15 protein-coding genes and 2 tRNA genes are annotated in these 24,242 nt (G+C 66.6%); 9 read left to right on the top strand and 8 right to left on the bottom strand.

From position 1 onward, the window contains the following. Position 1: 1 nt before the first annotated feature. From ARTH_RS03505 to ARTH_RS03485, 5 genes are all read right to left on the bottom strand, one after another. Complete coding sequence (locus ARTH_RS03505) at positions 2–625, bottom strand: bacterial proteasome activator family protein (protein WP_011690550.1); 624 nt, start codon at positions 623–625, stop codon at positions 2–4. A gap of 151 nt (positions 626–776) precedes the next feature. Beyond that, positions 777–968: a YbdD/YjiX family protein gene (locus ARTH_RS03500; RefSeq protein ID WP_011690549.1), complete on the bottom strand. Its 192-nt coding sequence runs from the start codon at positions 966–968 to the stop codon at positions 777–779. A gap of 13 nt (positions 969–981) precedes the next feature. Further along, entirely contained in the window at positions 982–3,282 is a 2,301-nt protein-coding gene (locus ARTH_RS03495; RefSeq protein ID WP_011690548.1) for a carbon starvation CstA family protein, read from the bottom strand. A gap of 151 nt (positions 3,283–3,433) precedes the next feature. Beyond that, on the bottom strand, positions 3,434–3,973 hold the full coding sequence (locus tag ARTH_RS03490) for a PadR family transcriptional regulator (protein WP_011690547.1): 540 nt from the start codon (positions 3,971–3,973) through the stop codon (positions 3,434–3,436). A 135-nt stretch (positions 3,974–4,108) separates the two neighbouring features. Next, a complete protein-coding gene (locus ARTH_RS03485; protein WP_011690546.1) occupies positions 4,109–5,092 on the bottom strand; it encodes an NAD(P)H-quinone oxidoreductase in 984 nt (327 codons plus the stop codon). Between the two features lie 124 nt (positions 5,093–5,216). Here ARTH_RS03485 and ARTH_RS03480 point away from each other — a divergent pair. The 3 genes from ARTH_RS03480 to ARTH_RS03470 all read left to right on the top strand — a co-directional run bounded on the left by ARTH_RS03480 (position 5,217) and on the right by ARTH_RS03470 (position 11,239). After that, positions 5,217–5,304 (top strand) — tRNA-Ser (locus ARTH_RS03480). A 172-nt stretch (positions 5,305–5,476) separates the two neighbouring features. Beyond that, positions 5,477–6,298, top strand: coding sequence for a VOC family protein (locus tag ARTH_RS03475; protein WP_011690545.1), 822 nt, complete (start codon positions 5,477–5,479; stop codon positions 6,296–6,298). 363 nt (positions 6,299–6,661) lie between these two features. After that, positions 6,662–11,239, top strand: coding sequence for an ExeM/NucH family extracellular endonuclease (locus tag ARTH_RS03470; RefSeq protein WP_011690544.1), 4,578 nt, complete (start codon positions 6,662–6,664; stop codon positions 11,237–11,239). 279 nt (positions 11,240–11,518) lie between these two features. Here the strand turns inward: ARTH_RS03470 and ARTH_RS03465 are convergent, their stop codons facing one another. Continuing rightward, positions 11,519–13,498 (bottom strand): FAD/NAD(P)-binding protein, encoded by a 1,980-nt coding sequence (locus ARTH_RS03465; RefSeq protein WP_011690543.1) that lies wholly within the window; start codon positions 13,496–13,498, stop codon positions 11,519–11,521. Positions 13,499–13,559: 61 nt separating this feature from the next. On the opposite strand from ARTH_RS03465, the gene ARTH_RS03460 reads away from it, so the two are divergent. From ARTH_RS03460 to ARTH_RS03450, 3 genes are all read left to right on the top strand, one after another. Continuing rightward, entirely contained in the window at positions 13,560–15,872 is a 2,313-nt protein-coding gene (locus ARTH_RS03460; RefSeq protein WP_011690542.1) for a prolyl oligopeptidase family serine peptidase, read from the top strand. A 126-nt stretch (positions 15,873–15,998) separates the two neighbouring features. After that, positions 15,999–16,086, top strand: a tRNA-Ser gene (locus ARTH_RS03455). 71 nt (positions 16,087–16,157) lie between these two features. Continuing rightward, a complete protein-coding gene (locus tag ARTH_RS03450; protein WP_011690541.1) occupies positions 16,158–17,747 on the top strand; it encodes a phytoene desaturase family protein in 1,590 nt (529 codons plus the stop codon). 91 nt (positions 17,748–17,838) lie between these two features. On the opposite strand, the gene ARTH_RS03445 is transcribed toward ARTH_RS03450, so the two are convergent. Together ARTH_RS03445 and ARTH_RS03440 are read right to left on the bottom strand one after the other, a co-directional pair. After that, positions 17,839–19,284, bottom strand: a complete 1,446-nt coding sequence (locus ARTH_RS03445; protein ID WP_011690540.1) for an MFS transporter — start codon at positions 19,282–19,284, stop codon at positions 17,839–17,841. 92 nt (positions 19,285–19,376) lie between these two features. Further along, the gene (locus ARTH_RS03440) at positions 19,377–21,566 is read right to left on the bottom strand and encodes a RecQ family ATP-dependent DNA helicase (RefSeq protein ID WP_011690539.1); all 2,190 of its coding nucleotides are present in this window, start codon (positions 21,564–21,566) and stop codon (positions 19,377–19,379) included. A gap of 181 nt (positions 21,567–21,747) precedes the next feature. Between ARTH_RS03440 and ARTH_RS03435 the strand changes: the two genes are divergently transcribed. From ARTH_RS03435 to ARTH_RS03425, 3 genes are read left to right on the top strand one after another with little or no spacing between them, the layout of a single operon-like run. Next, positions 21,748–23,166, top strand: coding sequence for a phosphomannomutase/phosphoglucomutase (locus ARTH_RS03435; protein WP_043429355.1), 1,419 nt, complete (start codon positions 21,748–21,750; stop codon positions 23,164–23,166). A 9-nt stretch (positions 23,167–23,175) separates the two neighbouring features. After that, positions 23,176–23,646, top strand: a complete 471-nt coding sequence (locus ARTH_RS03430) for a hypothetical protein (RefSeq protein ID WP_011690537.1) — start codon at positions 23,176–23,178, stop codon at positions 23,644–23,646. Between the two features lie 20 nt (positions 23,647–23,666). Then, positions 23,667–24,116: an RrF2 family transcriptional regulator gene (locus ARTH_RS03425; protein ID WP_011690536.1), complete on the top strand. Its 450-nt coding sequence runs from the start codon at positions 23,667–23,669 to the stop codon at positions 24,114–24,116. Positions 24,117–24,242 lie beyond the last annotated feature (126 nt).

Here is a 24,242-nt window from a genome sequence, read left to right as displayed (position 1 = left end):
CCTAGAGGTACTGGCCGGGACCGTGGTCCGGGTCCTCCGGCGCTCCTGCCCGTTCCCCGGCGGGGTGAGGTGCCCGGGCACGCTGCGGCTCGCCGTCCTCGCCGATCACGACGCCGGGCGCGATCACGGTGCCCGGCGGCAGCTGGCGCAGCTGCCGCTGCGCCACGGCGTGATCGCGGGCGGCATGCTGCGCGGCAATGGCGGTCTGGATGCCGTGGAACAGCCCTTCCAACCAGCCCACCAGCTGGGCCTGGGCAATGCGCAGTTCCGCATCAGACGGCGTGGCCTGTTCCGGAAACGGCAGGCTGATCCGTTCCAGCTCTGCGACGAGTTCCGGCGCCAGACCGTCCTCGAGTTCCTTGATGGAGCGTTCGTGGATCGCTGCGAGGCGGCCGCGCGCGGCTTCATCCAAGGGCGCGGACTTCACTTCATCCAGCAGCTGCTTGATCATGGTGCCGATCCGCATCACCTTGGCGGGCTCGTCCACCAGGTCCTGGAGGTTGCTCCCCTTGGGCCGGGGCCCGACTTCCGCGTTCGCCGCCGGACCGGACGGGGCCGCGTCGTCGATAGTGGTGCCCTCTACAGGGTCTTCAACAGCAGGCTGAGTGTCGTTCGGATCGCTCATGGGTTCATACTCTCACGAGCCGCCAGCGCCAGCGCCAGTCAATTAGCCCAGTTGACCCGAACGCAACCGGCAGTGCCCCGGAAAGGCCAGGGGCGCCGTCGGACTTTAACTGTCCGGCGGCGCCCCTGGCGCAAGTGTGCTTAGCAGCCCTTCAACAGCAGCGGCCTTGGGGATTGCTGTCCTGGCGGTCCGTGTGGTCCCGCCAGAACTCCCGCTCGGTCATGGGCGCGTCCTCATGTCCCGAGGCCGCGTGGTGCTCCAGGTACTTCGCATAGGCGTCCGCACCCATCACTCCGCCGAAGTACCGGGCGAAGCCACGGAAACCTTCGAGGATCGCGTTCATGACCGGCTTCCCATCAGTGGTGTGCTGGCTTTTCGAGACGCAGCTCGGCGGGAAGTTTGTTCCATTCGCCCACGAGCTCCCGTTCGGCCGCCGTGGGTATGAATCCCGCTGGAGCATACGTCCGGGAAGGCACGGCCGGGTCCTCGTGGTCCGTGTGGGCGATGCCGTCGCGTGCGTTGCGGAACGCCTTTGCGGTTGCCACGATCGCCGTCATGATGACAATGATGCTCAGCACCACGAAGATCACCGACAGCCAGCCCTGGATCATGGTGTTGCGCACCACGGCTTCCATGGCCGCGACGGTCTTGGCCGTGCCGAATTCCTTCTTGCCGTCAGCCAGCGCCTTGGCGAACGCCGCGTTGTTGGCGAAGTAACCTACCGCCGGAACAGGAGAGAAGATCTTCTGGAAGCTGGCGGTGATGGTGACGACTGCTGCAAAAGCCAGCGGAAGCGCGACAATCCAGAGGTACTTGAACGAGGCCCGCCTGGCGGCGATGGCCATGCAGACAGACAGCGCGATAGCCGCGAGCAGCTGGTTGGCTATGCCGAACAGCGGGAACAGCGTGTTGATACCGCCCAGCGGGTCGGTGACGCCCATCAGCAGCACCGCACCCCAGGCGCCCACCATGATGGCCGTGCAGAGCCAGGCTCCCGGCCGCCACGAGTGTTCCTTGAACTTGGGAATGAAGTTGCCGATGGAATCCTGCAGCATAAAGCGGGCCACGCGGGTGCCGGCATCCACGGCGGTCAGGATGAACAGCGCCTCGAACATGATGGCGAAGTGGTACCAGAACGCCATCATCGCCGTGCCGCCGATGAACTGCTGCATGATGTGGGCCAGGCCCACAGCAAGGGTGGGTGCACCGCCCGTGCGCGACACGATGCTTTCCTCGCCGACATTCCTGGCGGTCTCAGCCAGGAGGTCCGGAGTGAGGTTCACACCGGCAAGGCCCAGGCTGTTGACCCAGGTGGCAGCGGTTTGCACCGTGCCACCGGTCAGGGCGGCCGGGGAGTTCATGGCGAAGTACAGCCCGCGGTCGATGGAGATGGCTGCGACGAGGGCCATGATGGCCACGAAGGACTCCATCAGCATGCCGCCGTAGCCGATCAGGCGCGCCTGGCGTTCCTTTTCGATCAGCTTCGGGGTGGTGCCGGAGGCAATCAGTGCGTGGAAGCCGGACAGCGCGCCGCAGGCAATCGTGACGAATAGGAACGGGAAGAGCGCCCCGGGGAACACGGGCCCGTTCTCCCGGCTCGCGAATTCGCTGAACGCCGGAACGCTGATTTCGGGCCGGACCACGATGATGGCCAGCGCCAGCATGACGATCACGCCGATCTTCATGAACGTGGAGAGGTAATCCCTGGGAGCCAGCAGGAGCCACACCGGCAGGATGGCGGCGATGAAGCCGTAGACAACCAGGCCCCATGCGATGGTGACCTTGTCCAGAGTGAAGAACGCTGCGCCCCACTCCGTTCCGGCCACGGCGCCGCCGCCGATGATGGCAGCCATCAGCAGCACGAAGCCGATCAGCGACACTTCCAGGACCTTGCCGGGCCTAAGAACGCGGAGGTACACGCCCATAAAGAGGGCGATGGGGATTGTCATGCCGACGGAGAAAACGCCCCAGGGGCTTTCGGCCAGTGCGTTCACGACGACGAGGGCCAGGATGGCCACGATGATCACCATGATCAGCAGAGTGGCGATGAGGGCTGCGGTGCCCCCGATCACGCCAAGTTCCTCACGGGCCATCTGGCCCAGCGAGCGGCCTCCGCGGCGCATGGAGAAGAACAGCACGAGGTAGTCCTGCACCGCTCCGGCCAGCACGACGCCGATGATGATCCAGATGGTGCCGGGCAGGTAGCCCATCTGGGCCGCAAGGACAGGGCCGACAAGCGGCCCGGCGCCGGCGATGGCCGCAAAGTGGTGGCCGAAGAGGACGTTGCGGTCCGTGCGGACGTAGTCCTTGCCGTCAGCTTTGTACTCCGCGGGTGTGGCCCGGCGGTCATTGGGCTTGGTGATGTAGCGTTCGATCACCTTGGAGTAAAAGCGGTATCCGATCAGGTACGTGCAGACAGACGCGAAGACAAACCAGATTGCGTTGACTGTCTCGCCGCGGATGATCGCCAGCATGAACCAGGCAACGCCGCCAAGCAGGGCGATGGCCGCCCAGATGGCGATCTTCGCGGGTGTCCACTTGCGCTCTTCCGCCTCGAGGACCGTCTCGTCCACCGATGTTGGCGGAAGCTTTGGATCAGGCACCAGCGCGTCCTCCGATAATGCTGTCCGCGCCTTGCCATCCGGCATTTTGCCCATGTCTCCTCCTCGAGAACCCCAGCTGAATAGATCTCCCCTTCGCACCATACCAATGCCGGGGACGCACGGATACTGCTTTGGGACGGAGCGCCCTGCCCGCCTCGCCGAACGGTCGGAAGGCAGCGTTGAGTGGCAGGAAAAGGCGGTCCGGCTACGGGTTGGCCGGGGAATTCAGCTGCGCCATCCGCGCTTCGCAAAGGTCCAGCCACCGGACTTCGGCTTCGGTCTGGAAGATCAGCGAATCCAGCACGAGCAGCCAGGCGGTGTCCGCCCGGCGCTGGCTGGCTGAAGCGTCCCGACGGGACTTGGTGTAGTCCTGCAGGGCCTTCATGGACTCGCCGCGCTGGGCCTGGATAACAGCTGCGACGTCCACGCCGGGAATGGTCACGGCAAGGGCGAGCTTAATGGCGAGTTCGTTCCTGGGAGGGTTGCCGCGGCCAACGGGGGCTTGGAACCAGCTCGTGACTTCGCCCCGGCCTGCGTCCGTGATGCTGTAGATGACATGGCCCTCGCCGTCGCCGCCGTCGTTCCTGACCAGCCCGTCCCGTTCCAGACGGTCCAGCGTGGTGTAGACCTGCCCGATGTTCAGCGGCCAGGCGGAGCCGGTGCGGTCCTCAAACTCAACCCTCAACTGGTACCCGTAACGGGGTTTGTCCTGGAGCAGGGCGAGGAGACTGTGGCGAATGGACATGCTGCCCCCTGATGTCGCAAAGACGACGGCATACACGCGCCCCCAAGACGCGTGCATACCGCGTATGGAATTACATTAGCGTCATTCAGCCGCCAAGGCAATACCGGGTATCCATCCACGGGCCGGAAGGTCAGGCTACATGACCAGCAGGACCTTCCCCACATGGTCGCCGGAGTCGAAGTATTCGTGGGCCGCGCGCACCTGGTCCAGCGGGAAGGTCCTGGCAACCAGAGGCCGGATGCGCCCGTCGGCAAGGAGCGGCCACACGGCTTCCCGGACGGCATTCATGATCACGCCCTTCTCCGCCACCGGACGCGGACGCAGGGCAGTGCCGATGATGGCGGCACGCTTACTCAGAAGCTTCCCGAGGTCCAGTTCCGCTTTGGTGCCACCCTGGAGCCCGATCACGATCAGCCGGCCATAGTCCGCCAGCGCGTCAACGTTCTGCCGGAGATACTTGGCTCCCACCACGTCCAGGATGACGTCGGCACCGTGTCCGCCGTTTTGTGCGCGGAGGGCTTCAGGAAAGTCCTCTTCGGTGTAATTGATGGCGATGTCCGCCCCGAGGAAGGCCTTGGCGGTACCAACCTTCTCCGCAGTTCCGGCCGTGGTGGCCACTATGGCGCCGAAGGCTTTGGCGAGCTGGATGGCCATGGTGCCGATGCCTCCGGTGGCGCCGTGGATCAGCACTGTCTCACCCGGCTGCAGCTGCGCCGTCATAATCAAATTCGAATAGACGGTGGCCGCCACTTCGGGGAGGGAGGCAGCGGTGACCAGATCCACGCCGTCGGGAATTCTCAGTACCTGTTCGGCAGGGACTGCCACCTGCTGCGCGTAGCCGCCGCCCGCCAGCAGTGCCACCACCCTGTCCCCAACGGAGAACGGCTTGGACACGTCGGGGCCAAAGCCCGCTATCCGGCCGGACACTTCCAGGCCAAGGATCTCCGACGCCCCGGGCGGCGGCGGGTAGAAACCCCGGCGCTGCTGGACATCGGCGCGGTTGAGGCCTGCGGCGACGACGTCGATCAGCACTTCGCCGGGGCCGGGAACCGGTGCCGGGACCTCGCGCACTTCGAGCACCTCTGGCCCGCCGGCCTCGCTAACGTAGACGGCCTTCATGGTGTACTCCCGATTCCTAGCTGCTTCCTGCCACAAAAATAGTGTGTGCAGCGGCGGCGCCTGCCCGCAAACACTCCGGACGGTTTTTGTCGCAGCCAACTGCCTATGAAACACTACTCGGTAAGGAAGGTTGTCCGAGCGGCCGAAGGAGCTGGTCTTGAAAACCAGTGTGCGGTAACCCCGTACCAAGAGTTCGAATCTCTTACCTTCCGCGAAGAATGCCCCCGGGTCCTGAACCATCAGGATCCGGGGCATTTTCCGTTAAGGGAAAGTTTGGGCCGGGAGCATTGAAAGTGTCGGCGCTGCGGAATAGTGTCTGGTTTGTCTTCACTGACCAAGCCTTCTCCTCGGCCACGTCTGCCGCGGAAACCGACAGGAGCCACTATGCCCCGCCCTGACATCACTCCCGGCGCGCCCTGCTGGATCGACCTGATGACGTCTGACGCCGACGGTGCCCGGCAGTTCTACGGCGGACTGTTCGGCTGGGACTTCCAGGCGGGCGACCAGGAAAAGTACGGCGGTTACATCACCGCCACAAAGAACGGCAAGTCGGTGGCCGGCATCATGCAGAAGGACGAAAGCCAGGCCGGGATGCCTGACGCCTGGTCCACCTACCTGCGTTCCGACGACGCCGCCGCCACGGCTGCCGCCGTCACCGAGCACGGCGGCCAAGTCTTCATGCCCCCGATGGATGTGCCGGAACAGGGGGTCATGGCAATCTTCGGCGATGCCACCGGCGCGGCCATCGGCGTCTGGCAGCCGCGCGAAATGACGGGCTACCAGCTCGTGGCCGAGCCCGGCACACCGGCGTGGCACGAGCTTCACGCCAAGGACTATCCAGCCGCCGTCAAGTTCTACGAGGACGTCTTCGGCTGGGACACCGACGTCATGAGCGACACTCCCGAGTTCCGGTACACCACCCTTGGGGCGGGAGAAGCGGCGAAGGCGGGCATCATGGACGCCTCCGCGTACCTACCGGCCGAAGTTCCGTCCAACTGGCAGGTCTACTTCGCCGTGGAGGACGCCGACGCCTCGATCGAAAAAGCCGTCAGCCTCGGCGCACAGTTGATCGACGGGCCGGACGACACCCCGTTCGGCCGGCTGGCAACCCTTGCCGACCCCACCGGGGCGATGTTCAAGATCGTGGCTGACACCGGGCAGGGAGCCGGCAATCCGGCCGAATCAGGAGATACCACCGGGGCCTGAAAAGTCCCCGGGATTTCATTTAAGTAAATTGATATAAAAAATACCGGCCAGCGGCTTCCACCGGAGCTACTGGCCGGTATTCTTTTGGCATGTCCGGCACATGGGGTGGGCCGGCATGCGCACAAAACCAAAAACACTGTTGCCGGAACCGGGCCCATGCCGCCCCGTGGCCGGCAGCGAACGTTTCGCTGGGGGACGTCTCGCAGAATGCACGCTGAATCAACCGCACGTTCATTCGACCCTGTTTTGCTGTGCCGGAAACTACTTGACCAGGAGTAAAGTCCGGGCCCTTCGTCCGCGCCACAAAGCCGGACACATTCCACCGAGCCCTTACCCGGGGCACCCTAATGAGAGTTAGAGCGGATGAAACGCACACCATGGAAAATTGCGCTGGGCACGGCGTTGTCAGCGGGGCTCATCGCAGCTCCCCTGGCTTCCGTCCCGGCGTTTGCAGTGGAGGTCTCACCGGCCGCTGCAGGCACCTCTCCCGTCGTCATCAACGAGGCTTACCTCAGCGGCGGAAGCGCGGGAGCAGCCTACAAGAACAAGTTCGTAGAGCTGTACAACACGTCTGACACGCCGGTAACCCTGGACGGCTGGTCCCTGCAGTACCGCGCCTCCGGGGGCACCACCGCACCGTCCGCCACGGCTCCCCTCGCCGGCACCATCCCGGCCAAGGGGTACTACCTGCTCAAGGGCGGCAGCAACGGCACCGTCGGACTGGATCTGCCCGCCGCCGATGTGACCGCCACAGGCTTCAACCCGGCAGGCGCGGGCGGCACGATCGTCCTGGCCAAGCAGTCCACAACCCTGAACCCGCTGGCCACCGGCTCGGTAATCGAGCCTGCCAACGTTGCGGACCTGCTGGGCTACGGGACATCCAACACATTCGAGACCAAGGCCGCTGCGGCCCCGGGAAGCAACACCGACGTCAAGAGCCTGAACCGCAGCGGCGGCCTGGACAGCAACAACAACTCCGCCGATTTCACGCTTAACGCCGCCATTACCCCGACACCCGCCGGTGGCAGCGCGGATCCGGTGGATCCCGATCCCGTGGATCCCCCGACGGCACCCGCCACCAGGACAATCGCCGAAATCCAGGGATCCGGCACGGCCAGCCAGTTCGTCGGCACCTCCGTCACCACCCGAGGCAAGGTCACCGCGGCGTACCCCACCGGCGGCTTCGCCGGCTTCTACCTCCAGACCCCCGGAACCGGCGGCGACCTGACGCCGGCCAACCACACGGCGTCGGACGCCATCTTCGTCTACTCGCCCGCAACGGTAGGCTCCGTCGCGATCGGTGACTACGTCGAAATCACCGGGGCCGTTGCCGAGTTCTACGGGATGACCCAGGTGAACGTGGCGGATGCTGCCGGCCTGAAGAAGCTCAACGAGGCCGCCCCGGAAGTGAAGTCCACCGGCTTCGCCCTCCCGGCGGACGAAGCCTTCCGCGAGTCCCTCGAAGGCATGCTGCTGACACCGCAGGGACCTGTGACGGTCACCGACAACTACTCCCTGAACCAGTACGGCGAAATCGGCCTTGCCGGCGGGACGACCCCGCTCGAGCAGCCCACCGCCGTCGCCCCTTACGGCTCTGCCGAATACACGGCAACCGTGGCGGCCAACGCCGCCCGCGGCATCAAGCTCGACGACGGTGCCACTACCAATTTCCTGAAAGATGCCACCACCAAGGCCCAGGTCCTGCCGTACCTGACCGCCGCGGAGCCCGTCCGCGTCGGCTCCCCCGTGACGTTCCAGACCGACGTGGTGCTCAGCTACGCCAACAACTCCTGGAAGTTCCAGCCGCTGACCCACCTGACGCCGGAAAACGCCAGCATCATCCAGCCCGCAACCTTCGGCGCAACCCGTGCCGAAGCACCCGCCGCCGTCGGAGGCACCCTGAAGATTGCCTCCTTCAACGTGCTCAACTACTTCCCCACCACCGGTGACATGCTGGCCGGCTGCACCTTCTACACCGACCGCGACGGCAACCCCATCACCGTCCGCGGCGGCTGCGACGCCCGCGGTGCAGCCAACGCCGAGAACCTCAAGCGCCAGCAGGACAAGATCGTGGCGGCCATCGGCAAGTCCGGCGCCGACGTCGTCTCCCTGATGGAGGTTGAGAATTCGGCTCAGTTCGGCAAGGACCGCGACGATGCCCTGGCCAAGCTGGTGGAAGCCCTGAACATTCCCACCCCGGGAATCTGGGACTACGTCCGCACGCCCGCCAACGCTCCGCCGCTGGCTGACGAGGACATGATCCGCACAGCGTTCATCTACAAGAAGGCAGCTGCGGAACCGGTGGGCGAATCCGTCATCCACAACGACACCGTGGCTTTCGCCAGTGCCCGCAAGCCGCTCGCCCAGGTGTTCAAGCCGGTTGGCGCGTCCGATGACAAGAAGTTCATCGCCATCGCCAACCACTTCAAGTCCAAGGGCTCGGCCGCAACTCCTGAAGACACCGACAAGGGCCAGGGCGCCTCGAACCTTGCCCGCACCGAGCAGGCCAAGTCGCTCCTCGCATTCTCGAACGACCTCCAGGCCTCAAAGGGCACGGACAAGGTCTTCCTGATGGGCGACTTCAACGCCTACGCCAAGGAAGACCCCATCAACGTCCTCACGGCCGCCGGCTACATCAACCAGGACGAAAAAGCCCGGAATGCCGACGGGTCAGCCAAGCACTCCTACCTGTTCGGCGGCCTGGTGGGTTCCCTGGACCACGTCCTCGCCACGCCGGGTGCGGACTCGGTGGTCACCGGTGCCGACATCTGGAACATCAACTCCGTGGAGTCCGTGGCGCTGGAGTACAGCCGGTATAACAGCAACGTGACCAACTACTATGCGCCGGATCAGTTCCGGGCCAGCGACCACGATCCCGTGGTGGTGGGCCTTGATCTGCCGGCCGTACCTGTCCTGCCGCCGAGCGTTGACCTGAACTTCCTGGGCATCAACGATTTCCACGGCCGCATCGACTCCAACACGGTCCTGTTCGCCGCCACCATCGAAAAGCTCCGGGAGGCGGCCGCCCCCGGCGCCACGGCCTTCCTGTCTGCAGGCGACAACATCGGGGCCTCGTTGTTCGCGTCCGCCGTCGCCAAGGACCAGCCCACCATCGACGTGCTGAACTCCCTGGAACTGCGCACGTCCGCCGTGGGCAACCACGAGTTCGACGGCGGCTGGGCGGACCTCCGCGACCGCGTCATCGCCGGCGGGACGAATGCCAGTTTCCCGTACCTCGGTGCCAACGTGTACAAGAAGGGCACCACCGAGCCGGCCCTGCCTGAATACACGGTGCTGGAGTTGAACGGCGTCAAGGTTGCGGTGATCGGCACTGTCACCCAGGAAGTGCCGTCGCTGGTCACCCCGGCAGGCATCACCGACCTTGAATTCGGCGATCCGGTGGACGCGATCAACCGCGTTGCCGCGAAGATCACCGCCGAAAAGCTCGCCGACGTCATCATCGTGGAAGATCACGACGGCGCCGGATCCGGCACCCCGGACGGCTCCACTTTGGAGCAGGAAGTCGCTGCCGGCGGTCCTTTCGCCAGGCTGGTCAACGAAACCTCTCCCGAGGTGGACGCCATCTTCACCGGTCACACCCACAAGCAGTACGCCTGGGACGCTCCGGTGCTCGATGCCAACGGACAGCCGACCGGCAAAACACGCCCCATCGTGCAGACCGGCAGTTACGGCGAGTTCATCGGCCAGATCCAGCTGACAGTCGACACTGCCACCATGCAGGTATCCGGCTACAAGGCCGGCAACGTCAAGCGCACCGTTCCCACCACCACCGAGACGGCCGCTGACCTCGTGGCCAGGTACCCGCGGGTGGCGGCAGTCAAGACGGTTGTCGACAAGGCGTTGGCAGACGCCGCGGTGATCGGCAACCAGCCGGTCGGAAAGGTCACTGCCGATATAACCACCGCCTTCACGCCCGCCACGGCAACCAGTCCGGCGTCCCGTGATGACCGCGCGAACGAATCCACCCTTGGCAACCTCGTGGCCGATTCACTCGTGGACGCCCTCAAGGCACCGGACCTCGGCACCGCCGAAATCGGCGTCGTGAACCCCGGCGGACTGCGCAACGAGCTGTATTACGCGCCGGACGGGACCATCACCTACGCGGAGGCGAACGCCGTACTCCCGTTCGTGAACAACCTCTGGACCACGTCCCTGACCGGGGCACAGTTCAAGACGCTCCTGGAACAGCAGTGGCAGACCAACCCGGACGGCACAGTCCCGAGCCGCGCCTACCAGCAGCTGGGGTTGTCCAAGAACGTCAACTACACCTACGACGCCGGACGCGCCGCAGGGGACCGCATTACGTCCATCCGGGTCAACGGCTCACTCATCGAGCCGGCCAAGTCCTACCGGATCGGCACGTTCAGCTTCCTGGCAACCGGCGGCGACAACTTCCGGATCTTCAAGGAAGGTACCGGCACCAAGGACTCGGGCCTTGTGGACCGGGATGCCTGGATCAAGTACCTGCAGGAACACAACCCGGTATCGCCGGACTTTGCCCGCCGCACCGTGGCTGTCGTGAACACCACGGCCGCCGAGGTCAAGGGCGGGGACTCCATCACGCTGGCGGTTTCCAAGCTGGACCTCACCTCCCTGGGCAGCCCGGTGAACACCTCGCTGGCGGCCTCTTTCACGGACCCTGCGGGCACGGTTACCCAGCTCGGCACCGTCCCGGTGTCCGGCGGAGCCGCGGCAGTGGACGTGAAAGTCCCGGCCGGCGCGGCTGCCGGCACCGGCACCCTGGTGCTCACCGCTGCCGAGTCCGGGACCGTGGTCAAGGCCGCAGTTCAGATTGCCGACAGCGGCCCGGTGCCGCCGGTCTGCACAGCACCTGTACCGCCCACCAAGTGGTACGACTTTGCAGGCTGGATCAAGTACGGCCTGGCCTGGATCCAGTACCAGAAGTGCCTGAAAGGCTAGTTTCCCCGCCTTTCAGTAAATGAACGTGCCCCGCTCCGGGGCCGGGAACCCCTCGGATTCCCGGCCCCGGACGCGGGGCACGTTTCGTTTTGGCTGTGACGCTCTCTCACATCCTGCCGCTCCCCCTGCGACGCTCTCTCACATCCTGCCGGTCCCCCTGCGACGCTCTCTCACTGCGTTGAAGAAAGTGAGAGAGCGTTGGAAATTCAGCGGCAGGAACTGAGAGAGCGTCGGGAATTCAGCGGCAGGAACTGAGAGAGCGTACGGGGTGGGCCGGGGTCAGTGGTCGAGGATGTGGCGCGCTATTTCGTCGGCGTCGCGGAGGGTCCGCTGGCCGCTGCGATACACCGGCCCGTTCTGCGGCCGCGCCTCCGCGGCGATGGCCGTGCCCCACTGCGCTGCGGACAGCTGCAGGCCCAGGACATACAGCCCTTCGGTGACGGATCCGTTGGCGCCCACCGGCCGGTAAGGGTGGGGGCTGACGTCCAGGCCCGAAGTCTCCACCGGAGCCCCCTCAGCCGTCATCATCAGCCGTGGACGCACCAGGCCGTCGGCCAGGAGCTGCTCCAGCACCGGCGACACGTTGACTGAAACCCTGTTGGCGGGAGCAAGGGCCTCGATCATGGCACGGGCGCGGAGCTTTCCGTCCTTGACCCACGGCGAGGCAGCACTGAACGCACCGGCGGCGCGGTCCAGCGAAAATTTTGGGTCGGGTCCCACAAAACTCACCACACCGGCCCGGGCGAGCGCTGCGAGCTGCTCCGCCCGGATGGCCGGAGGCCCGCTGGCCAGCCCCTCGACGAACGACTCAAACCAGCCCCGCAGTCCGGCGACCCAGGACTCGTCGGTGATGCCGCCGTCGGCCACTGCCGTTTTCAGCACCGCCCTGCCGTGGTGCAGCGCCCCGATGGCCATCTTCACGGGGTCGTCCTCCCCCAGCGCCGAGCGTCGGGCGTCATCGAGCAGGTATTCGACGACGGCGGCATCCACCTCCGCCTGCGAGGCGAAGCTGCGGCCGGCGAGGGGCGCCGCCAGGCCCGGCAGGTTCAGTCGCTGGTCCGGCGCCACGTGCTTGGCGACCAGGGCGTCCGCTTCGGCTTCCCAGTGGGAAACGCTGTGGGCGTGGGGACGCATCACCTCCTGGAGCAGGGCCAGGAACGCGTCGGGCTCCGTGACGGCGTCCGGACGGGTCCGGACCAGGGTGGCGTAATAGGCCCAGAGCGCGTCGCGCTGCAGGAGGGGCCAGAGGTCGTGGTCGAAGCCGGGGGTGATTCCGGCTGCGGCGAACCGCCCAACGGCGGCTTCGGTGCAGTACCGCAGCGTCACACCGGACGGGTAGTAGGCCGCCAGATTGGCCTTGGCACGGTAGGGGGTCCCGCGCCGGGACGCCGCAACAATCAGCGGCTCGTCACCGGACGGAATGTATTCCAGCCCGGCCCTCCCCTGCCCGGGAACCGCAGAGCCGTCGCCCGCCGTTGCCACGAACTTCCCGCCGCGGCCTTCGGTCAGCTGGCCCATGACGTCGAAAAAATTCAGGCCCATGCCGCGGACCAGCACCGGCTGGCCGGCCGGCACCACGGACCAGTCGACGTCGGCAGGCACCGCCGGCGGCAGGTAAAGGAGTCCCAGCTGGCCGGCGCCGGCCTGCAGTTCGCGCTGTTCGGCGTTGAGCCGGGACTCCAGGTGCCCCAGGGCCAGCACCACGGAACCGGCGGTAAGCGGCCCGCCGTCGCCGAGTTCGACGTCGAACATTCTGTTCCCTGCCGGCCGGACGGACGTGGCGGTGGTGCGGTGGAACTGCACGGTGACGCCCTCCGGAAGGTGCGCGAGCAGCTCGTCCAACGTGGCGCTGAGGTAACGGCCGTACAGCGCGCGGCTCGGGAAATCCCGGGACCCAAGGGCGGAAAGTTCTGCCTGCTCGTCCTCCGTCAGCGACGCGTCCGGACTGTCCTGCCGGGCGTCCCGCCACTGGTCGAAGGTGCAGCCGGCCACCGGCGCAGCCAGTTCAGGGTCTTCGGGAATGACCGTGGGATAGAACGACTGGGTGTTCATCAGGTACAGCCGGGACTGGCCGGGCTGCCACACGTGGCCCGGCCCCGCCGGATAGGGATCCACGACGTCAATGTGAAGGCCCGCAACGCCGGGCCCGGAAGCGGAGGGGTTCCTCAGCCGCCAGTTGGCGAGGAGGCGCTCCAGGACACTCGTGCCGCGGGGTCCGGCCCCTATTAGTACCGTCCGGATGTTTTGCGATGTGCCCACGCCCTCCAGAGTATCCGCATGTGACTTGCTAGCTGCGCGCCGATGCTGTTTCGTAGGGCGCATGACCACCACAGCAGCTGATCACCCGCCCGCCTCCGGCGCCCCTTCCGCCGCCGGGAAAGCGCCCGAACCGACCGACGAAAACATCTGGCTCGAGGAGATCTACGGCGAGGCACCGCTGGCCTGGGTCCGCGAACAAAACGCCCGCACCGAGGACCTGCTCGAAGACGCCGACTACGCGAGGCTCGAAAGCCGCATCCTGGAGGTGCTGGACTCTACGGACAAGATCGCCATGGTGGGCAAGCACGGCGACTGGTACTACAACTTCTGGCGTGACGGGCAGAACCCCAAGGGGCTGTGGCGCCGGACGTCCTGGGAGAGCTACAAAAGCGGTGAGCCTGCATGGGACGTCCTCCTGGACGTCGACGCGCTGGCCGCCGCCGAAGGCGAGGAGTGGGTTTTCCACGGCGCCAACTTCCTCCGTCCTGCTCCCGGCGAACCGCACCGGCTGGCTCTGCTGGCCCTCTCCCCCGACGGCGGGGACGCCAACCGCTACCGGGAGTTCGACGTCGAGACCCGGACGTTTGTGGACCCTGCGTCCGGAGGGTTCGACCTGCCCACAGCGAAGGGTAATGCGTCCTGGCTGGACCGGGACACGCTGCTGGTGTCCACCACCGCGGAAGGCATGCCGAAGACCTCCTCGTCCTACGCGCGCACCGCCGTGAAGCTGGCCCGCGGCGGGTCGCTTCCGGCGGCCGAGAGGATCTTCGACATCCCCGAAGACCACATGATGGCCCTGGTGGCCCATGACTCCACTCCGGGGTACGAGCGGACCTTCGCGATGGACTGGATCAGCTTCTTCAACAAGAGCACGTCCGTGCTGCACGACGGGCAGTGGGTTGTGATCGACGCCCCCACCGACGTGAACCTGAGCGTGCACCGCGAGTGGCTGCTTTTCCGGCCGCAGGGCGACTGGGCCGTCGACGGCACGACGTTCCCCGCCGGCTCGCTGCTCGCCGCGAAGTTCGAGGACTACCTTGCCGGCAACCGGGAACTCGTCGTCCTCTTCACCCCGGATGCGCACACGTCGCTGCAGTCCTGGAGCTGGACCCGGAATTTCCTACTCCTGAACCTCCTGCGGGACGTGTCCTCGGAGATCCGCGTTCTCGATCCGGAGCGGCCCGGGACTGAATCCGCCTGGGCATCCAGTCTCCTGGACGCGTGCCCGCCGCTGCACGATGTCAACGCCTTCGCCGTTGACGACGAGGACGACAGCGTCGAGGTTGACGAGGAGCATGACGACGACGGTACCGGCGGCAATGTGGCTGTGCCGGAAGGCGAGGCGCCCGGCGCGGGGAACGACTTCTGGCTCGTTGCCACCGGCTTCACCACGCCGAGCACGCTCACACGCGGAACCCTGCGCCGCAGCGGCGACGGGGACGTGGTGAGCACCCACGAGGTGGTCCGCACCTCGCCGTCCTACTTTGACGAGGCGGCGTACGAGGTCCAGCAGCACTTCGCGGTGTCGGAAGACGGTACCCGGGTCCCGTACTTCCAGGTGGCATCCAAGAACCTGGTGCTCGACGGCCAGAACCCCACCCAGCTCTCCGGCTACGGCGGCTTCGAAGTTTCCCGCACTCCCGCTTACAGCGGCACGATCGGCCGGGCGTGGCTGGAACGCAGGACGGACGCACCGGATGCGCCGGACGCTGGCCAGGGCGACGCTGAAAGCGGAGCCGGTCCGACGCACACCCGCGGCGGAGTGTATGTGGTGGCCAACATCCGCGGCGGCGGCGAATACGGCCCCTCCTGGCACCGGGCCGCGTTGCAGGAAAACCGCCACCGCGCCTTCGAGGACTTCGCGGCCGTGGCCCGGGACCTGATCTCCCGGGGAGTCACTTCCAGGGAACGCCTCGGCTGTGTGGGCGGTTCCAACGGCGGGCTTCTGGTGGGCAACATGTTGACCCGGTACCCGGAACTGTTCGGTGCCGTGTCCTGCGGCGTGCCGCTGCTGGACATGCGCCGCTACACCAAGTTGTCCGCAGGCCACTCCTGGATCGCCGAATACGGGGACCCGGACGTGGCCGGGGACTGGGAGTTCATCCGGACTTTCTCGCCCTACCACCTCCTCCGCGACGGCGTGGACTATCCCGAAACTTTCATCTGGACTGCAACCTCCGATGACCGGGTGGGTCCCGTGCAGGCACGCAAGATGGCGGCGCGGATGCAGGCCATGGGCATCCCCAACGTCTGGTTCCACGAGGCCCTGGAAGGCGGCCACGCCGGCGCTTCCGACAACCGGCAGGCGGCCGCTTTGCAGAGCCGCAGCCAGCATTTCCTGTGGCGTTCCCTGGCCGGCCGGTCCGGCAGCTAGCTCGGCCGCATTCGCCGGCGGCGGCCCCCCTGCCTGCCCTGTTCAGCGAGCCTATCCTCAGGTTTGCGTCCGTTTTGCACTGAATGGCCGGTTCTGCGTATCCTTGGTGGGCTAGGAATAGCAATTGGAGACGTGCCAGAGCGGCCGAATGGGCTTCACTGCTAATGAAGTGTGGGGCACAACTCCACCGGGGGTTCAAATCCCCCCGTCTCCGCGTTTGGCCCCGGTCCCTTGGACCGGGGCCTTTTGCGTTCCCGGCGCGTTTCGGGGTGGCAGGATGGGCCCATGGCGAACAGCAGCAGCTATGACGCGGTCATTGTCGGTGGCGGACACAACGGGCTGGCGGCGGCCGCCTATCTGGCCCGGGCCGGACGTGACGTCCTGCTGCTGGAAAAGCTTGACCACGCCGGCGGCGCGGCCGTATCCGCCCAGGCGTTCGACGGCGTCGAGGCGCGGCTTTCGCGGTATTCCTACCTGGTGAGCCTGCTGCCGCAGGAGATCATTGATGACCTGGGGCTGCGCATCAGGCTGGCCCGACGCCGCTACTCCTCCTACACACCGGACCCGGCCAACCCCGGCCGCGGCCTCCTGATCGACAACGGAGACGCGGCCGCCACGGCGGCGTCATTTGCTTCAGTGGGCGCCGCGGCCAGCGACGCCGCGGCTTTTGAACGTTTCTATGCGGAGTGCCGAAAGCTCACCGGTGCGCTATGGCCCACGATGACGTCGCCACTGCCCACCCGTTCGGCTGCCCGGCAACTCGCTGAGGCCGCCGGGGCCGGAGACGCGTGGGAATCGGTGGTGGAACGGCCCGTTGGCGAAGCCATCACCCGCAGGGTGCACAGCGACCTGGTGCGCGGCGTGGTGCTGACGGATGCCCTGATCGGCACGTTTGCCCGGGCCGGCAGCGCGGACCTGCAGCAGAACATCTGCTTCCTGTACCACCTCCTGGGCGGCGGAACCGGCGACTGGGATGTCCCCATCGGCGGCATGGGGGCCGTTTCCGGCGAACTCGAGCGGGCAGCCCGCGAGGCCGGCGCCACCATCGTGACGTCCGCCGAGGTCACCAGCATCCGGCCCGGCGGCTCGGTGGGCTACCGCCACGAGGGCCGGGAACGCTCAGCATCTGCTGAGTGGGTGCTGTCCAACGTCGCTCCCGCGGTGCTGCACAGCCTGCGGAACGGCGGCGCCGGGGGTCCTGCGAACCCCAACCACCGGCGCGAGGGCTCGCAGGTCAAGGTGAACATCCTGCTCAAACGCCTGCCGCGGCTACTGGACCGCAGCGTCAGCCCGGAGGCGGCCTTCGGCGGCACTTTCCACATCAATGAGACCTGGACACAGCTGGACGACGCCTACCTGGCGGCCGAGCAGGGAATGGTCCCGGACCCGCTGCCCTGCGAAATCTACTGCCATTCATTGACCGATCCCAGCATCCTCTCTCCGGAACTGCAGGCTTCCGGCGCCCACACCCTGACGGTCTTCGGACTGCATGTGCCGGACAGGCTCATCACTGCGGAGAACAACGACGCGATGCGGGCACGGCTTCAGGCCGCCGTCGTGAAGTCCCTCAACTCGGTGCTGGCGGAGCCGATCGAGGACCTGCTGCTGACCGGTGCCGACGAAACCCCGTGCATCGAAACCAAGACCACGCTGGATATCCAGCGTGCCGTGGGTATGCCCCGCGGCAACATCTTCCACGGCGGACTCGACTGGCCCTTCGCGGAAGACGATGACCCGCTGGACACTCCCGCCCGGCGCTGGGGTGTGGCCACCGACGATGACCGGATCCTGCTGTGCGGCTCCGGAGCGCGGCGCGGCGGGGCGGTGAGCGCCATTGGCGGGCACAACGCCGCCATGGCGGTGCTGGAGTCTTAGGAGCGCCCGGGGTCCCGGGGCGCTGCCGGGGTCCTGGGCCTGGGCGCCCGGAGCCGGGGTCCCTGCGACGGGATGCCCGGCGACGGGGTCACTAGGGGTTGGCGGCTTTCGGCGCCGCCGAACGCCCGCGGCTGACTTCGGCGCCCGCCTGCCGGTGCAGTGCCAGGCTGTCAGCGGTGCTGAGCAGCATCAGCACTGTGATGGCCAGGAATGCCCCTCGGTAGGGCGCAACGGGGTCGGCGCCGAAAGCGCCGGGGGCGGCGAAGAGCCGGAGGAACAGCGCGCCGACGGCGATGCCCGCACCGGCCGCCAGTTGGACGAGGGTAGCCGAAATCGCGTTGGCGGACGGCAGTTGTCCCGGGGCGATGTCGGCGTATTGGATCGAAGCGTAGGCCGAGAATCCGATGGATCGGAACGCTCCGCTGCACACCAGCAGGGCAAAGATCAGCGGTTCCGGGGTTCCGGCATCGAGCAGGGAGCACAGGGCAAAAGTGGCAGCCGATGCGAGCGAGGCGAAGACGAGGACAGGTTTGAACCCGAACCTGCGGATCAGCGGGGTGGTTGCCGGTTTGATGCCGATGTTGCCGATGAAGACCGCCGCCACCATGGCGCCGGCATGGAGCGGATCCCAGCCAAAACCGTCCTGGAACATCAGCGGCAGCAGGAACGGAACCGCACTGATGGTCAGGCGGTACGCGAACCCGCCGGTGGAGGTGGCACGGAACGTCCGGGTGCCAAAAACGTTCAACTGGAAGAGCGGGTTGCTGGTGCGCCGCAGCCACAGAACCGCAGCGGCGATGGATGCGAAGCCGGCGGCCACGCTGATTGCCCCGAAGGGTCCGGAGGGGTGAGCCGTGGCAAGTTCGAGCCCTACCACCAGGGCGCCCACGCCGGCCGTTGTCAGCAGCAGCCCCACCCAGTCAAGGCGCCGTGACTGGTCCCCGGCACCCTCGGGAACAAGGCGGAGGGCTGCTATGAACGCGGCCAGGCCCAACGGAACGTTGATCAGGAAGATCCAGTGCCACGACAGGAACGTGGTCAGCGCTCCGCCCACCAGCGGCGCGAGGACCGGCGCCAGAAGTCCTGGCCACACAAGATAGGCCGTGGCCCGGAGCAGGTCTTCCTTGGGTGTCCTGCGAAGCACTACCAGGGTCCCCACCGGCACCATCATCGCGCCGCCGGCGCCCTGCAGGACGCGGCTGACCGTGAGCATGGTCAGGTCCTGGCTCAGGGCGCACAACAGCGAAGCAATGGTGAACACGGCGATGGCGGCGCAAAAGACGCGGCGGGCACCCACGCGCTCCGCAAGCCAGCCGCTGACCGGAATACCCATGGCCACCGTCATGAGGTAGGCCGTCATGGTGATGTTGACGTCCGCCGGGGCCACGGCGAAATCTCCCGCGATGCTGGGGATGGCCGTGGTCAGCACGGTGCCATCCAGGAATTCCATAAAGAAGGTCGCAGCCACCAGCAGGGCCAGCCGGGGCTGCCATTCCTGGCGTACCGTCAAAGCGGCGCTGCTCTGGGGTTCGCTCATGGCTCCTGGCCTGGACTCATTCGCCGATCCTATAGGCGTGCCAGGTGCGGTGCCAGAATAAGTCCGCCCCTTACGCGGAGCAGCCGGTGCCCCTATCCGGCCTGTCCCAGCACGAGGGGAAGGACGGCTCCCGCCCCGGCACGGCGCAGGGCCCGGCCGGCAACTGTGACCGTCCAGCGGCTGTCGGTGAGATCGTCCACCAGCATGACGCTCTGCCCCTGGATGCCGGACAGGGCCGCCTCCAGCTCGGGTCCTACAACGAGGCGGTCCCAGACGCCGGCCAGCCGGTAGGCGCTGTTGCCTCCGCGGCCGCCGGTGGGTCCGCCGTGTTCCAGTTGCAGCTGGCCCAGGTACGGTATGCGGCCAATGCCGGAAATACCGCGCGCCAGGGAGTCGACCAGGGCGGGTTTGCTGCGCGACGGGATACTAACGATGGCTGCGGGCCGCCCTGCCCCGCTCCAGCCGGCGTCGCGTCCGTTACCGGTGCCCCATTCCCGGAGCACCTGCACGCAGGCCTGGAGCATGGCGGGGTCCACCTCACGGTCCGCCGCACCGGAGGCGAAGATTTCCCGCAGGGCCCCGCCCCAGCCGAGGTCCGTCAGACGGGCCAGCGCCCTTCCTTCGGCGAGGCTTTCATCCGGCTTGATCTTGCCCTTGACGGTCACGCCGAGCCTGTCCATGCCGCTGGGCCACTGCAGCCGCGGTTCCAGTGCCACGCCGGCGCGGCTGAGCGTCTGCCCGGCGGCTTCCGTGGCCGAAGCCGAGATGTCTGCCGGGAACCAGCGCCCGGCGCAGTTGTCGCAGCGGCCGCAGGCACGGGCTGTTTCATCGTCCAGGACCGAGGTGATGTACTCCATCCGGCACCCTGCCGTGTCCTGGTAGATCACCATGGAATCCTGCTCGTCCACGCGGGCCTCGGCAATGCGGCTGTACCGCTCTGCGTCGTAGGTCCAGGGCTGGCCGGTGGAGCGCCAGCCGCCGCCCACCCGCTCCACGGCACCGTCCACGGACAGGACCTTGAGCAGCAGTTCCAGCGGTGTGCGGCGCAGGTCCACGCGGGCTTCGAGGGCCACGGTGGACACGGCGGCCCCGGCCTCGGCCAGAGCGGTCAGGACTGCCGCAGCCTTTTCCTCCGAGGGCATGGACGCCGTGGCAAAGTACTGCCAGATGTCGCGGTCCTCGGACCCGGGCAGCAGCAGGACGTCCGCGTTCGCCGCCCCACGCCCGGCACGGCCCACCTGCTGGTAGTACGCCACCGGCGACGACGGAGCCCCGAGGTGCACTACAAAGCCCAGGTCCGGTTTGTCGAAGCCCATGCCCAGGGCCGAGGTGGCCACCAGCGCCTTGACCTGGTTGTCCTTGAGTAACTGTTCCGCCCGTTCCCGGTCCGCGGGATCAGTCCGGCCCGTGTAGGCGAGGACCTCATGGCCCGCTTCGGCGAGCAGCCGCGCCGTGTCCTCGGCCGCGGACACCGTAAGGGTATAGATGATGCCGCTGCCGGGCAGGTCCGCCAGATGGGTCAGGAGCCAGCCCAGCCGGTCGCGGGAGTCCTGCAGGCGCAGCACGCCGAGCCGGAGCGATTCACGGCCCAGGGCTCCGCGGATGGTGAGCACGCCGTCGCCCAGCTGCTCCTCGATGTCGTGGACCACCCGGGAGTTGGCGGTTGCAGTGGTGGCCAGCACCGGCACGGTGTCGGGCAGCTGGGTGATGAGGTCCGCGATGCGCCGGTAGTCCGGGCGGAAGTCATGGCCCCAGTCGGAGATGCAGTGTGCCTCGTCAATCACCAGGAGACCGGTGCGGCGGATCAGCTCAGGAAGCTGGTTCTCCCGGAAGGACGGATTGGTGAGCCGCTCAGGGGACACGAGCAGCACGTCCACCTCGTCCGCGGCCAGTTGCTCACGGACAGTGTCCCATTCGAGCTGGTTGGCGGAGTTGATGGCAACAGCGCGGACTCCTGCCCTGGCCGCTGCCGCCACCTGGTCCCGCATCAGCGCCAGCAGCGGCGACACGATGAGGGTGGGGCCCGCACCGCGGCGCCGGAGCAGCAGGGATGCCACAAAATAAACAGCCGACTTCCCCCAGCCTGTCCGCTGGACCACCAGGGCGCGGCGGCCGCCGTCGACCAGTGCCTCAATGGCCTCGAACTGGCCGTCATGGAAGCTGGCTTCGGGATGCCCCACCAGCCCCCGCAGCACTTCCAGGGCCTGGTCACGGGTCTCCGTTCCACCCGCGGGGAGGTCAGCGGAAGCGGAAAGGACAGCAGCATTCTGGTTATTGGCCATTGATTCAGTATCCCAGCACCCTCCGACAGCCGCGAAGCCAGGTGACCGGCCATGTGGACAGCCGCACACCGCGTCCCCGTCCGCGCAGCCGGCACCTCCTTGACGGCACGCTGCCCGGCGCGTCCACGTAACGCAACCACTCCTCCACAGCCGCTTGGCGCTTCCACGTAAGATGGAACGCGTGACTAGCGACCAGACAAAGACTTTTGACCTTTCGGCATCGTTCAAGGCCTACGACGTGCGTGGCATTGTGGGCGAGTCCATTACCGCCGAAATCGTCGAAGCCGTGGGCGCCGCATTCGTGGACGTCCTGAAGCTCGAGGGCCAGACTGTCCTGGTGGGCGGCGACATGCGCCCCTCCTCCCCGGAGTTCAGCAAGGCATTCGCCAACGGTGCCGCCACCCGCGGAGCCAACGTCCAGTTGCTGGACCTCATTTCCACCGATGAGCTCTACTACGCCTGCGGTGCGCTCAACGCGGCAGGTGCCACGTTCACCGCCAGCCACAATCCGGCCGAGTACAACGGCATCAAGATGTCCAAGGCCGGCGCCCAGCCCATCTCCTCGGAGTCAGGCCTGAAGGATATCCAGGCCCGCGCGGAGGAGTACCTCCACGCGGGATCCATCCCGGCCGCTGCCAAGCGCGGCCTCATCGGAGTCCACGACGTCCTGAAGGACTACTCCGAATATCTCCGCAAACTTGTTGACCTCCGGGGATCCCGCCCCCTGAAGGTGGTTGTCGACGCCGGCAACGGCATGGCCGGCCTGACCACCCCTGCGGTACTCGGCGATGCGCTCCTGCCCAAGCTGCCGTTCGACATCATTCCCCTCTACTTCGAGCTCGACGGTTCCTTCCCGAACCACCCTGCCAATCCCCTCGAGCCGGAAAACCTGCTTGACCTGCAGGCGGCCGTTGTGGAACACGGCGCGGACATCGGGCTAGCGTTCGACGGCGACGCCGACCGCTGCTTCGTCATCGACGAGAAGGGCAACCCCGTCTCGCCGTCGGCCATCACCGGAATGGTGGCCCGCCGGGAGATTGCCCGCGCCAAGGCGCAGGGCGAGGAAACCCCCACCATCATCCACAACCTGCTGACCTCACGGGCCGTCCCGGAGCTTGTGGCGCACGACGGCGGCCGCGCGGTGCGCACGCGCGTGGGCCACTCGTTCATCAAGGCCGAGATGGCCGAGGAAGGCGCCGTGTTCGGCGGCGAGCACTCAGCGCACTTCTATTTCCGCGATTTCTGGAATGCAGACACCGGCATGCTGGCCGCAATGCATGTCCTGGCCGCCCTCGGCGAACAGGACCTCCCGTTGTCCGAGCTCGGCCACGAGTACGAACCGTACGTCTCCTCCGGGGAAATCAACTCCGAAATCGAAGACAAGGCGGGCGCCGTGGAGCGGGTCCGCGCCGATTTTGCCGGCGAAGACGTCGAGATCGACACACTGGACGGCAGCACGTTCACGGCCCGCGACGGCAGCTGGTGGTTCAACCTGCGTCCGTCCAACACTGAGCCGTTCCTCCGTTTGAACACCGAGGCCACGGACCGGGCCACCATGGAACGCATCCGCGACCGCGTGCTGGCCCTGGTCAACGGCTAGGCGGCCCGCATGACTGAACTTTCCGGAACATCCTGGCGGGATTCGGTGCCCGAAGCCACGGCCACCGACCTGGAAAACCTGTTGGGCACCGGCGTCGGTGCGGCCCAGGAACAGCTGGGACGCAACGGCGGTTTCCTCCCGTTCGCGCTGGTGGTGGAGAACGACGGCGAGGTGCGCCTCGTCGCCGTCACGCCTGCTGACAGCGAGGACGGCTCGGAGGACGGCTTCGATGCCGACGCGATGATCAGTGACCTCACCGAGCTGCTCCGGCAGCACCGGGACGACTTCCGTGCCGCCGCCGTAGTCTGCGACATCACGTTGCTGGAAGAAGACACCGACGCCATCCACGTCGCTGCCGAGCACCGTGACGGTTCCGTTTTCGCCGCGGTCCTGCCTTACGAACCCAATGTCGAGTCCCATGAATGGGAGTTCGGGCAGCTTGCAGCTGATTCCAACGAGCCCTCCATCTGGGTGGACTAGACCTCCAATGGGTTGCTGACATGAAAATCAACGCGTTCGCGGACGTGAGCCTGCGCGCCATGATGGTCCTGGCGGCCGCACCGGACGGCAACCTCCTCACCACCCAGAGCATCGCCGACGCCGTGGGAACTCCCTACAACCATGTCAGCAAGGCCATGGCCCGGCTCCGCGAACTCGGCGTGATCGACGTCGAGCGGGGTCGAAACGGCGGCTCGCGGCTCAACGAGGCCGGACGCCGGGCCACCGTAGGGCAGCTCCTGCGGCAACTGAACACCCGGACCGATCCGGCCGACTGCCATTCGCTCAATGGCGATTGCCCGCTCATCAACGAATGCCGGCTTCGCGGCGCCCTTGCGCGGGCCAGGGAGGCCTTTTACCGCGAGCTTGACGACATTGTGGTGTCCACGCTTCCCGGCACACGCCAGATGGCGCCGGTCTTCCAGGCGATCGGACTGCGGCCCGGGATCTAAGGCCCGTCCCGATTTGGTTATCTTTTCTACACCGTGTAGAACTTAGGTATAAATACTCGTATTTGAAATACCGGTATTTTTTATCGGTCCGGTTGAAGACCCCGGGCCACTATCTCAGGAGTCAAC

The organism is Arthrobacter sp. FB24, from assembly GCF_000196235.1.
GTDB lineage: Bacteria > Actinomycetota > Actinomycetes > Actinomycetales > Micrococcaceae > Arthrobacter.
This window is presented reverse-complemented; position numbering and strand designations above follow the sequence as displayed.